Source organism: Leptospira neocaledonica (genome assembly GCF_002812205.1).
GTDB lineage: Bacteria > Spirochaetota > Leptospiria > Leptospirales > Leptospiraceae > Leptospira_B > Leptospira_B neocaledonica.
On sequence record NZ_NPEA01000014.1, the window covers coordinates 25035 to 37378 of the forward strand.

General features: G+C 39.9%; 9 protein-coding genes. 5 read left to right on the top strand and 4 right to left on the bottom strand.

Going from position 1 to position 12344, the window contains the following annotated elements; all coding sequences use genetic code 11:
• Window positions 1-8: 8 nt before the first annotated feature.
• Window positions 9-2054 carry a PP2C family protein-serine/threonine phosphatase gene (locus CH365_RS19290; RefSeq protein ID WP_244283328.1) on the bottom strand — a complete coding sequence of 682 codons (2046 nt, stop codon included), beginning with the start codon at window positions 2052-2054 and terminating at the stop codon, window positions 9-11.
• Between the two features lie 193 nt (window positions 2055-2247).
• Here CH365_RS19290 and CH365_RS19295 point away from each other — a divergent pair, with 193 nt between their 5' ends.
• The 4 genes from CH365_RS19295 (at window position 2248) to CH365_RS19310 (ending at window position 6209) form a co-directional block, all read left to right on the top strand.
• Window positions 2248-3297, top strand: coding sequence for a sulfate ABC transporter substrate-binding protein (locus CH365_RS19295; protein WP_100770180.1), 1050 nt, complete (start codon window positions 2248-2250; stop codon window positions 3295-3297).
• 114 nt (window positions 3298-3411) lie between these two features.
• Window positions 3412-4239, top strand: a complete 828-nt coding sequence (cysT, locus tag CH365_RS19300) for a sulfate ABC transporter permease subunit CysT (RefSeq protein ID WP_100770181.1) — start codon at window positions 3412-3414, stop codon at window positions 4237-4239.
• Window positions 4236-5126, top strand: coding sequence for a sulfate ABC transporter permease subunit CysW (cysW, locus tag CH365_RS19305; RefSeq protein ID WP_100770182.1), 891 nt, complete (start codon window positions 4236-4238; stop codon window positions 5124-5126). Before cysT ends, cysW begins: the two co-directional genes overlap by 4 nt.
• Window positions 5127-5135: 9 nt before the next feature.
• Window positions 5136-6209 carry a sulfate/molybdate ABC transporter ATP-binding protein gene (locus CH365_RS19310; RefSeq protein ID WP_100770183.1) on the top strand — a complete coding sequence of 358 codons (1074 nt, stop codon included), beginning with the start codon at window positions 5136-5138 and terminating at the stop codon, window positions 6207-6209.
• Between the two features lie 75 nt (window positions 6210-6284).
• Here CH365_RS19310 and lfb1 read toward each other — a convergent pair whose 3' ends face one another.
• Both lfb1 and CH365_RS19320 read right to left on the bottom strand, forming a co-directional pair.
• Complete coding sequence (lfb1, locus tag CH365_RS19315) at window positions 6285-6644, bottom strand: LIC10280 family protein (protein WP_100770184.1); 360 nt, start codon at window positions 6642-6644, stop codon at window positions 6285-6287.
• Between the two features lie 99 nt (window positions 6645-6743).
• On the bottom strand, window positions 6744-9980 hold the full coding sequence (locus CH365_RS19320; RefSeq protein ID WP_100770189.1) for an acetyl-CoA carboxylase family protein: 3237 nt from the start codon (window positions 9978-9980) through the stop codon (window positions 6744-6746).
• 198 nt (window positions 9981-10178) lie between these two features.
• On the opposite strand from CH365_RS19320, the gene CH365_RS19325 reads away from it, so the two are divergent.
• On the top strand, window positions 10179-11324 hold the full coding sequence (locus CH365_RS19325; protein ID WP_100770185.1) for a TauD/TfdA family dioxygenase: 1146 nt from the start codon (window positions 10179-10181) through the stop codon (window positions 11322-11324).
• Between the two features lie 90 nt (window positions 11325-11414).
• On the opposite strand, the gene CH365_RS19330 is transcribed toward CH365_RS19325, so the two are convergent.
• Window positions 11415-12344 (bottom strand): LysR family transcriptional regulator (locus CH365_RS19330; protein WP_244283329.1); only part of this gene is annotated, 930 nt, incomplete at its 5' end.

A 12344-nucleotide genomic window follows, 5' to 3' on the forward strand; every position in this document is an offset into this window, starting at 1 on the left:
TTATCCTTTTAGGAACGTTGGTCTTCTATTCCCAAGACTAGGATATCGTCCTTGGGTTCGGAGCTACCTAAGAATCTGAATAGGTCCTCTTGGATGCCGCTTAATAATTCTTCTAAACTTTGAGTGTCTCCAGTCCGGAGAGAGGCCAATACTCTTTCTATCCCGTAAAAATCCCCAGGCAATCTGGAAGATTCGGTCAGTCCGTCCGTAAAACAAAGTATTCTATAACCCGGAGTGAGTAGGATCTCCTTATCTTCGAAATGGAAATTTTCTAAAAGACCCACTAACGGGTTTTCACATTCGATTATATGCTCTTCATCCTTATTCTGGACTAAAACCGGAGGAGATCCTGCCAAAGAAAGAGTAAGTGTTTTTCCGTCAGGAGAAATTTCCAAAATAGATGCGGAGAAGAACGTGGATACATTTCCATACTTACCATGAAACTGAGAACCTATCTCCGAGAGAAGTTTTCCAGGACTTTCTTCTTTTAATCTTAGATCCTCATAAACGCTTCGGATCAGGATTGTGATCAGGGCCGCTTGTATTCCGTGGCCTGTTGCATCTGCAAGAAAGATACGGATCTTTCCACTCGGCAATTCGGTGATATCATAAAGATCCCCACCTACTTCTGCCAAAGGTTTATGTAAGATACTAAATTTGGTCCTTCCGATTTTTCTGGAAGATGTATCTTCCAAATTTAAAAGTCCCTTTTGGATCTCTCTTGCAATGTTTAGATCGTTTTGGATGAGACGAAGCGCATTTCTGAGCTGTTTGGTTCTTTCTTCCACCCTTCTTTCCAAATTCCTGGAAAGATCCAAAAGTCGATCCAAACTTTCGGAACTTCTAATGGATAAAAATACGGACTGAGCTACTATAAATACGAAAGCGCCAATATTCGTAAAATATCCAGTATCCAAATAAAACGTCGCATATAAGATATCGTGGATCATTGCAGCATACACGAATACGAAACCTGCGAGTATGATGAGTGCTCCCTTTCTTCTTCTTAAGGCCGCTTTAGTAAGGGAGAATAAGCCGAGTGTTCCCGCAAGGAATGCCACTAAATAATAAACGGTGATAGTGAATGTGAATATTCTAACTGGGAATATGAGGACTACAAGGCAGGCGCCGATAGCAATCCACCAGACCAGATCCACGAGTATTCGTTTTAATTCTCTTGGAAAAACGGAAAGTATATAACTTAAAAAAACAGGAATGGCAAGATAGAAGGTAACATACTCTATCCTTACATAATGATGGTATTTTAGAAAATCAAGATATTCTGAAATAATTCTGGTCCCGGAAAATAAACCCCTTGTCGCCATGATTACACAATAGGTGCCGAAATACATGGAGGCGGCTTCTCCCCTTCTGACCACCGCATAGATCAAATTTAATAGACCTATACAGAAAAGTCCTCCCGCTAAGAACAGATCCAAAAATCTTTCTGCATTCCAGGTCTTTTCCATGCTGGAAGAAGTTCCAAATCGAATAGGTGCCCAGAAACCTCCCAGTCTATGGTCTCGATTCGCAATCTGCATATCGATTGTTAGCTCTTCGGAATCCGGAATAAATTTTACGAGCTTATTACACCAGGCCGGTTTGACTTCAAAAACGGTAATATCCGAAGAAGAAGGAAATTCTACTTCTCCGCAGGAAGCTAAAAGTTTGCCGTTCACATACAAAAAGTAAGAAGAACTTTGCTCTTGTAAGATAAACGCAAGTTCTCCGTAATTTCGATTTAGTTTAAGGGTGAGTTCGTAGGTACCGTAACCTTCTCCCAATCTGGATCCACTCTTTCCGTTCCAAGAAGAAGGTACACTAACTATCTCATAAGAATTCTGGCTCTCTAATCCGGAACTTTTCCAATACAACCATCTAAATTTCCAAAGCCCGGAAAGTAAAATTGGCCCCTGTTCTTCCAGATCATAACCATTTAACTCGAGAACACCCTGGACGATAGAAGGATGTTCCACCTTTCCGGAAGATTCAATACATCCTGCAAAGAAGAACGGGAGAAATACCAGAGTTAAGTAGGTGAAGGCCTTTTTCATTTTGAAGAAAATCCGCTTTAAACCGAAGTCTGAGGGATCGAACCAAAAAAGCGTTCAAAATAGGAAAAAAATATCCTAAAATATAAAACCCTTCTTGACAAAAGAAGAGCCATTCCGACTATAACAGATAAATATCCAATTTATTGGATAAAAATTCCGAGTTGACGTCGGAAGGGACGTAAAAGTGAACCTTATGAAAGCAAAATCTAAAAACTCTGTACTCCGGTCAATTGCCAAGGGAATCGGCGCTCTGGCATTAACCGCTATCTTCTCCTTATCCGCATATGCAAACGATACCCTGTTAAACGTTTCTTTCGACCCGACCAGGGAGCTTTACGAAGAAATTAATAAGAAGTTCGTAGAGTCTTGGAAGAAGAAATCAGGAAAAGACCTTACTATCCAACAATCCCATGGTGGATCTGGAAAACAAGCTAGAGCCGTAATCGACGGATTAGAAGCGGATGTAGTAACTCTTGCTCTTGCTTATGATATTGATAGTATCGTTTCTAACGGTGGCTCCGTTTCCAAAGATTGGGAGAAAGCATTCCCGAACCATTCTACTCCATACTATTCTACAATCGTTTTCTTAGTTAGAAAAGGAAACCCTAAAGGGATCAAAGATTGGGACGATGTTGTAAAACCAGGGATCGGAGTAATCACACCAAACCCTAAAACTTCCGGTGGAGCTCGCTGGAATTATTTAGCGGCTTGGGGATTTGCAAAGAAACAATATAAAACAGAAGAAAAGGCGATCGAGTTCGTGAGAAACCTCTACAAGAACACTTCCGTTCTGGATACAGGTGCGAGAGGATCCACTACTACCTTCGTTCAAAGAGGAATCGGTGATGTTCTTCTGGCTTGGGAAAATGAAGCAGAACTTGCTCTATCCGAGTCCAGAAAAGCAAATGGTGGAGTGGCTCAGTTCGAAGTGGTTTATCCAAGCACCAGTATTCTTGCAGAAACTCCTGTAGCAATCGTTGAAAAAGTGGCTGCTAAAAAAGGAACCCAAGAAGTAGCAAAAGCATACTTGGATTTCTTATACACAAAAGAAGGTCAGGAAATTATCGCAAAACATTTCTTCCGCCCGAACGATGCAGCCATCCTGAAAGCGAATGTTGCCAAATTCCCTAAACTTCAATTATTCGACGTTAGAAGTATTGAAGGTTCCTGGGCAGCTGCTCATAAAAAACATTTCGCTGACGGCGGTCTTTTCGACTCCATCTACGGCGAGGCAAAGAAGTAAGTAGAAACTTTCCAACTAAAAGCCCATACTTATAAAAAAGGGAGCCGCCTTTGGGCGGCTCTTGGTTTGACGAAATAGGGCGTTTCTCAAGAATCGACTCAAAGGGTTTCCCATTTGAAACTGATTTTCCGTCCTTATTCAAAAACAAGCTTTGGTCTGTCCTTAGGACTCACTACATTCTACCTAAGCTTACTAGTCATTATTCCATTATCCGCATTATTCTTTAAATCTGCGACCTTAGGCATTTCCGGACTCTGGGAAGTTCTTTCAGAAGAAAGGATTAAACAAGCTCTGTATTTAAGTTTCGGAGCGGGAGGGGTCGCAGCTATCATCAATCTATTCGTAGGATTTTTATTTGCCTGGGTTTTGGTTCGTTATAATTTTCCAGGCAAAAAAATCTTAGATTCACTGGTGGATCTTCCGTTCACTCTTCCTACTGCAGTGGCAGGAATCGCATTAACCACAATTTATGCTCCTAACGGTTTTATCGGAAAATATCTGACACCTTACGGGATCAAGATCGCATACACTCCTATCGGGATTGTGATCGCTTTAGTATTCATCGGGTTTCCATTCGTTGTAAGAACTGTTCAGCCCATTCTGGAAGATCTTCCCAAAGAATTAGAAGAAAGCGCTTATTGCCTAGGAGCGAACCGATTCCAAACTTTTATCAAGGTAATCTTACCCGAGTTAATCCCTTCTTTACTCGCAGGAACGAGTATGGCATTTGCGAGAGGAATTGGAGAATACGGATCGGTCGTTTTTATTTCAGGAAACCTTCCAGGCAAAACCGAAATTCTTCCGCTACTTATAGTTACTAAATTGGAACAGTACGAATACGCAAAGGCGACAGGAATCGCCGTTTTAATGTTAGTCCTCTCCTTCACGATCATGTTTGGAATCAATTATCTGCAAAACAGAGCCTCTAGGAGACTAGGATGAAAGAAACAGAATCCGTTTGGATCCGCTTATCTTTGATCGTTGCGGTCCTCCTTCTTGCATTTATTATTCTAATCCTTCCGATCACAGTGGTCTTCTTAGAAGCATTCGCGCAGGGTTGGGAGGCTTACTTAAAAGGATTACAGGACAGCGATACGATTGCCGCAATGCTCATGACATTGAAGGTAGCAGCTATCGCAGTTCCTTTAAACACTGCCTTCGGGTTGATTGCTGCATTTCTTTTAACAAGATTTGAATTCCCCGGAAAAAATATACTTCTTACAATTATAGATTCCCCATTTGCTGTTTCTCCAGTAATCTCCGGTCTGATTTTCCTTTTACTTTTCGGAAAACAAGGATGGATGGGAGATATATTAGAAGAGTGGAATATTAAAATCGTATTTAATACTCCTGGACTCGTGATTGCTACGGTATTTATCACACTTCCATTCGTAGCCAGAGAATTGATCCCTCTTATGCAAAGCCAGGGAAAAGAAGAAGAAGAGGCCGGGATCTTACTAGGAGCTTCTCTCTACCAGACATTCATTAAAATTATCATCCCGAATATCAAATGGGGACTCTTGTACGGACTTATACTTTGTAATGCGAGAGCAATGGGAGAATTCGGAGCGGTTTCCGTTCTATCCGGACATATCCGAGGAAAAACCAATACCTTACCCTTGCAGATAGAAATGTTATATAACGAGTATAATTCCGTAGGAGCATTTTCAGCCGCATCTGTACTTGTATTTCTTTCGCTACTAACGTTACTCTTAAAAACGATCTTAGAAAGAAATCTTCATAGAAAAGAAGAGCTTGTAATTCCGGAAGATCCATCTGAGGAAAAAAAAGTAAAAAAAAAGAAAGGTCCCTCGGATTTTCAAATATAGGAGAATAAGATGTCCATCGAAATTCGAAATGTAAGCAAACGATTCGGAAAATTCCAGGCCTTGGACCAAGTGGACCTGACCATCCCGAATGGAGATCTAGTCGCATTACTCGGGCCATCCGGAAGTGGAAAAACCACATTATTAAGAATGATCGCAGGTCTTGATACTCCGGACGAAGGAGAAATCTTGTTCAACGGAGAGAAATCTAAATCCAAAAATTCCAAGGACAGAGGAGTAGGATTCGTATTCCAACATTATGCTCTCTTTAGGCATATGACGATTTTTGAAAATATCGCATTCGGCCTAAAAGTTCGCCCTCGATCAATAAGGCCTTCCAAGGAAGAGATCCAAGAGAAGGTATTCCAACTTCTGAAATTAGTACAGTTGGAAAATTTCCATGCAAGATTTCCATTTGAATTGTCGGGAGGACAAAGACAAAGGGTTGCTTTGGCCAGAGCATTGGCCATAGAACCTAAGTTTTTACTTCTAGATGAACCTTTCGGAGCCTTAGACGCCAAGGTTAGAAAAGAATTACGCACTTGGCTCAGAAGACTTCACGACGAAATCCATATCACTAGCGTATTCGTGACTCACGACCAAGAAGAAGCATTGGAAGTTAGTGATTCAATTGTTATCTTAAGGTCCGGAAAAATTGAACAGATCGGTACCCCTGACGAGGTTTATAATAAACCTAAGACACCTTTCGTTTTCCACTTCTTAGGAGACGTCAACCTTTTCCACGGAAGAATCCACGAAGGAAATGCAAAGATCGGAGACTTGAACGTAGAAACACCCGAACATTCGGATGTTGTGGACAAGGAAGGAGTTGCCTACGTTAGACCGTATGATGTGGAAATTTCCAGAACTTCTTCCCAAGGGATCCCTGCGGAAATCCAATACATTCATTCTACGGGTAGAAATGTTAGGATAGAATTAAAACGTTTGGATTCGGGAACTTTAATCGAGTCCTTATTGGACCAATCCGCTTTTAAAGAGCTAAATCTACTGCCCGGCGAAACCGTGTATCTCAGAATCAGAAAAGCAAAAGTATATGTAGAATATATGGAAGACTTTTCGATCTAGTTTCAAAAAGTTAGAAAAAAATCCGAAAGAAAATCCCCGTAATAGTATAACGGGGATTTTTTATATCAATAGACCTTATTTGGAAAGAATTTCAGTACCAGTTCCATTTCCCCAAGTACCTTCTAATCTATTTCCTCCATTCTTTACGGTATAGATCACAGGATAAGTATCGCCCCAATCCACTGTTAAAGTATTTCCGCTCAAAGTGCCCGTTCCAGAAAAACTATTTCCTACAGACCATTCGAAATTGTAAGACCCATCCTCGTTTAAAGTGATAGTAACACTTCCTTTATATTTGCTTCCATTTGGATTTGTACCCGTCACTTTATAAGTTCCGTAAACGTTCAAGGATTGAGCGCTCAAATAAGAGAAGGAAACGGTCAAAGCGATCACGGTAAATAAAGCTATAATTTTAGCTTTAGGATTTCTAAACATGAATACCTCCCATGTGAGGGGAAAATAAAAACACAGATTCGGATCTAATCAAGATTTTTACTGGAACTCAGAAAACATTTATTTCCAACTGGAATCTCTCTAAATGCAGGAATCATAACCTCTCAAGATCCATTTTCTGGATTCGGCAGGGTCAATCACAGCGTCAATTTCCAAATAAGAAGCCATATTAATTGCCTTACCTCTTTCGTAAGCCTCGGCGACCAAACGTTCGAATAAAATTTGTCTTTCTTTCCAGTCCTTAACTTCTGCGAGTTCCTTTTGATATCCTGTTCTAATCTCTCCTTCTATCCCCATTGCTCCGAATTCTCCCGTAGGCCAGGAGATCGTAAATACAGGAGAATGGAAACTGCCTGCGGCCATAGCCATTGCGCCTAGTCCGTATCCTTTTCTGAGAATAATTGTAAACACGGGAACCTGTAAAGATGCACCTGCCTCGAAAAATTTAGCTGCCTTACGCACGAGTCCCTTCTTCTCTACTTCCGGTCCTACCATGAATCCAGGTGTATCACAAAGAAATAATATTGGAAGTTTGTTCAGATCGCAGAATTCAGCAAACTCGGAGGCCTTCTCCGCTCCTTCTGCATCGATCGCTCCGCCAAGATGAGTTGGATTATTCGCGATCAAACCTAAAGGCCTACCTTCTATTCGAATGAGAGAAGTAACAATTCCTTTGGCAAAGTCCTTTTTGAATTCCAGAACGGAATCCGTATCCGCCAAGGAAGAGATAATAGAACGTATCTCATAAGATCTCAAGCGGTTTTCAGGAATAAGAGTCCTTAGGATTTTTTGGTCCTTATATTCTATTTTCTTGATATATCCCTGAAAATAAGACAATACCTTTTTAGCAGTACGAATCGCTTCTTCTTCATTCTTTACTAATATATCGATTACGCCGTTTTTGGTTTGGGTTTCAGAGGGACCAATCTCTTCGGCGGAAAAATTTCCGAGTCCTCCACCTTTTACCATCACAGGACCACCCATGCCTATATTAGAATCTTCTGTTGCAATCCTGATATCGCTTGCACCGAATAAGGCAGCGTTTCCTGCAAAACATCTACCTGAAGCGATAGCGACCCTGAGACTTTTTCCTTTTAAGCCTGCATATTTACGAAATGTATGCAGATCCAAACCTGCAACCGCAGGCATATCCACCTCTCCGGGCCGACCTCCCCCACCTTCCGTAAAAAATACCAACGGAAGTTTTTGACTCTCCACCATTTCTAAAAATCGATCCGTCTTTTTATGATTCATAGCACCTTGGGTTCCCATAAAGACGGTATAATCATAGGCGAGTACGGAAACTCTTGCTAGGTGAGAATCGAAAAGTTCTCCATTTACTGTTCCAAGCCCTGCAATGAGTCCATCCGCAGGACTAAGTTTGATCAATTCTTCTAAGGACCTTCTTCTTCTCTGGGCCGCAATGGCCAGACTTCCATATTCTACAAAACTTCCTAGATCGCAAAGATCTGCCACATTCTCTCTTGCAGTTCTTTGTCCTCTTTTATGCCGTTTGGAAACCGCTTGTGGTCTAGAAATATCCTCATTCAAAATTAAACGATCCAAAACTTCCTGCAAATCCGGACGAATGTAATCCGGATCGATATCTTCCGAATGGTTGAGAGAAGGATGTTCCAGATCTTGCGATCGAATCCATACTAATGCCTCTCCCTCTGAAATGACCTTTCCGGGCTCGATCAAAACCCTTTCTATAATTCCTGTAATCTCGGAATGCAAAAGATGTTCCATTTTCATGGAAGAAAGAAGTGCGACCTTCTCTCCCTTCCGGATAGGGTCACCTTCTTTAGGATAAATTTCGACAAGACTTCCTGTCATTGGAGAATGAAACGAACTTAATCCATCCGGGACTTCTTCTTTTATTTTATAATTTTCTAAATTATCATTCTTTGGTATTTCAAAATTGTATTTTTTATGCTCTGTTATAGAAGGAGAAAGCAGTTCTTCAATATTCTCTTCTATAAACTTGGTCCAAACTTCATAGGTCTCAAGTTCTTTCCTTTTAAATAGATTCAAAAGAATTGGAAGATTTGTTTTGATGCCCTCTACTCTAAATTCGGATAACGCGCGATACGCGAAGTGGATCAATTTGGAAAACTTAATATGCTTAGAATGAACGATTAATTTCGCAAGTAAGGAATCGAAATTTGGACCCACTTCATAACCGGAATATGCGGAACTATCCACTCTAATCCCTGGTCCCGAGCTAGGTTCGAATACTTTTATTTTTCCGGAAGAAGGAATGATCTCTCCTTTTTGGTCCCAAGTTTCCGAATTAATTCTAATCTGAATTGCATAACCTTTCGGAGATTCTATATTTTTCTGATCCAATCCGATCTCTTGTAGGGATTTTCCGGAAGCAATCTCCAACTGTGCTTCTACAAGATCCACTCCGGTGATTTCTTCAGTGATCGTATGTTCTACCTGCAATCTTGGATTTGATTCGATAAAATAAATCTCGGATCCAGGACTGATTAAAAATTCAAAAGTACCTAAACTTTTATAAGAAAGATGAGAGGCCATCAGCAAAGAATAAGAGATAATCTTTTCTCGGATCTTAGGATCTAAAAAAGGAGCGGGTGCAATCTCTAATAATTTTTGATTTTTTCTTTGAAGAGAACAGTCCCTTTCCCAAAAATGAAGAATATTTCCGGAACCATCTCCTAAAATCTGCACCTCCACATGTCTTGCAGTGGGTAGGTATTTTTCGGCATACAAATTAGGATTTCCGAATGAATGTAAAGCTTCTTCTGCGCAATGTTTGAACTTGTTTTCCAATTCTTCAGCGCTGTTAATAATACGGATACCTCTTCCCCCTCCTCCAGCGATTGCTTTCAAAAGGAATATTCCATTTTTAGAATAGAATTCTTTTGCCTCTTTTAGATCGATTACTTTGCGAAGTCCGGGCAAGGTCGGAACTTCCAAGGATTCTGCAAGTAGTACTGCTTTTAGTTTATCTCCTAAAATTTCAAGTGTCTTGGGATCAGGACCGACAAAATTCATCTTGGAGTCTTCACATCTCTTTGCGAAGGTGAAATTCTCGCTTAAAAATCCGTAACCTGGATGAATAGAATCGCAACCTTCTCCCCTTGCGATTGATAGTATCTCTTCTTGATCTAAATATGCTTTCGCGCCTCTTCCTTTTAAAGGAACCGAAACATCAGTCACTAATCTATGCCTGGAGTTAGAATCGTCTTCCGAATATATTGAGACTGTAGGAACTCCTAAACTGGAAGCTGCTCTTGCAATTCGAATGGCAACTTCTCCCCGATTCGCGATTAATAATTTGGATAATTTCATAAGTTGGAGGAAGTTTTGTGAGAAAGTCCTTAAGGTCGATCCAGTTTCCGAGCCACCTATAAATTTTGAACGAATGCATAATTTATTGTACATTCGTATAAATCATTATCCATAATAGCGATTTTTATTCCAATATATTAGATATACAGATCGAATCGAGAATAGAACTTTATTGAAGTGGGTTAAAAGGGAATCGATATGTCTACGACTAGTCTTGTTCGAACTTCAGATAAAAAAAAGGATCTGATCAAAAAAGTGAAATCTGAAAAAAAGAAAACTAGATCCTCCAAAACTTCGGATGAGATCTCCAAAAACCTGATCAAAGGTTTGAATCTTCCAATCGTTTATTCTCCTTCTTCTCCTGAAAAAACAGACTTAAAATATCTAACTGACTGGATCAAGAAGAACCAAAAAGAAATACAAAGAGATCTGTTGATCTATGGTGCGATATTATTTAGAGGTTTTAATATAGGTTCTTCCGAAAATTTCGAAAAGGTTGCTTTGGGTCTTGATTCCAATTTGTCGGAAGCGTATCTGGGAACTTCTCCCAGAGATAAAAAAACGAAATTTGTTCATACAGCCAGCGAACTTCCCTCGGCTTATCCGATTATGCAACATGCGGAGATGAGCTTCCTTAATAAACCTCCTAAGAAACTTTTCTTTTATGCAAAAGTTGCCCCTACTAAAAACGGAGAAACTCCCATTACCGATCTAAGAACTGTCTTAAGAGAAATGCCTAGTCATATTTCGGATAAAGTAGAAAAACAAGGGATCAAATATATTCGTCATTATGATGGTCCTGGAGCTTCTCGCTATAGTCTTTGGAAAACAAAACCTTGGAGCGAAATGTTCAAAACGGAAGATAAAAAGGAAGCGGAGAAGGAGATAAAAAAACAAAGTTTTATCCATGAATGGTTGCCTGGAAATAAATTAAGATTAATTAATTCTCAAGTAGGTGTCAGAAAACACCCTGTTGCCGGATCCAAGGCTTGGCATAATCATAGTCAAACTTTCCATATAGACTCACCCCGATTAGAATATAAATATATTTTTAAAAGACAGAAAACATTAAGAGGATTGGGAGTTTATTTGATTTTAAACCTATTGACCGGGATCAAAAAACTATTCAGTAAATCGGAAGATTTAGACGTTCATGCCACGTATGGAGATGGATCAGAAATATCTAATAAGGATATCAAAACTATAGTAGATGTTTTCTGGAAGAATATCCAGATTTTCTCCTGGCAGAAAGATGATATTCTTTATATCGATAATTATTCCGTTTCTCACGGAAGACTTCCATTTGTTGGCCAGAGAGAGATTCAAGTAGCCTGGACGGAATAGATAACCTTTCATTTAAATCTTCGACTGTACTTAAATTCAGGATTTCTTTTACAATAAGCCGCGCAAAACCGGTAGATTTTACTCCTTGCGTTAAAGCCTCATTACGTCCATGAGGCATTCTGCATGTTTGTTTTTGATAAAGCTACTTTCAGATACGAAACTTAAAAAAGTTTTTAAGGAAGGATTCTGATTCTCCGGAACATAAAAGACCGAAACAGGCAAATACAGCTGTTTGATCGGAACAAATTTGGTATCAGCGGGTGCAAAATTCTGAGCACCCAAAATGGTCAAAGAAACTCCTTTGCCTGTCGCTACTAAGATAGGACAACTTTCTCTTTCGTTCTTGATATACACCTTAGGTTTGATCCCGCTTTGTTTAAAAAGAGAAGAGATCGTATCATAAAAACTACCAGAGTCCTTTTTAGGATGTAATATGATGGTTTCGTCCTTTAGTTCCTTAAATTCTATCTCCTCTCTTTTAGCAAGGGGGTGTTTTTTGGGAACAAGCACACCAAGCACCTCGTCATGGACTGGATGTTTTTCCAAATGAGAATCAGAAACAACTCCTTCTAAAAAACAAATATCAAACTGTGCGGATTTTAACCCCTTAATAATCCTATTTCGGGATTCCTGCTGAAGCTGCAATTTGATCTTAGGAAAACGGTCCTGAAATTCATTAATGATCTGAGGCAAACTCGCCATAAATGTAGTCGTGGAAAAGCCGATGCTAAGCCCTCCTGCTTTAAGTTTACCGATAGAGCGGACTTCTTTTTCGATTTTTTCCGCTTTCGAGATAATCTCTCTACCTTCTTTTAAAAGATACACTCCCGCTCCGGTAAGTTTTACATGCCTTGTAGATCTCTCGAATAATTTGGTGGAAAGTTCCTCTTCGAAAGATGAGATCAAGCGAGTAAGAGGAGGTTGCGACATTCCTAAAATTTCCGCACTCTTTCGGAAGTTCAACTCCTCTGCAACGACTATGAAAGATTTCAATTTAGACAAATCCATAACTATTGATAC

Bases quoted from the DNA above. Each gene is read 5' to 3' on its own strand.
- CH365_RS19290 (WP_244283328.1), bottom strand. From the start codon at position 2,054: ATGAAAAAGGCCTTCACCTACTTAACTCTGGTATTTCTCCCGTTCTTC.
- CH365_RS19295 (WP_100770180.1), top strand. From the start codon at position 2,248: ATGAAAGCAAAATCTAAAAACTCTGTACTCCGGTCAATTGCCAAGGGA.
- cysW (WP_100770182.1), top strand. From the start codon at position 4,236: ATGAAAGAAACAGAATCCGTTTGGATCCGCTTATCTTTGATCGTTGCG.
- CH365_RS19310 (WP_100770183.1), top strand. From the start codon at position 5,136: ATGTCCATCGAAATTCGAAATGTAAGCAAACGATTCGGAAAATTCCAG.
- lfb1 (WP_100770184.1), bottom strand. From the start codon at position 6,644: ATGTTTAGAAATCCTAAAGCTAAAATTATAGCTTTATTTACCGTGATC.
- CH365_RS19320 (WP_100770189.1), bottom strand. From the start codon at position 9,980: ATGAAATTATCCAAATTATTAATCGCGAATCGGGGAGAAGTTGCCATT.
- CH365_RS19325 (WP_100770185.1), top strand. From the start codon at position 10,179: ATGTCTACGACTAGTCTTGTTCGAACTTCAGATAAAAAAAAGGATCTG.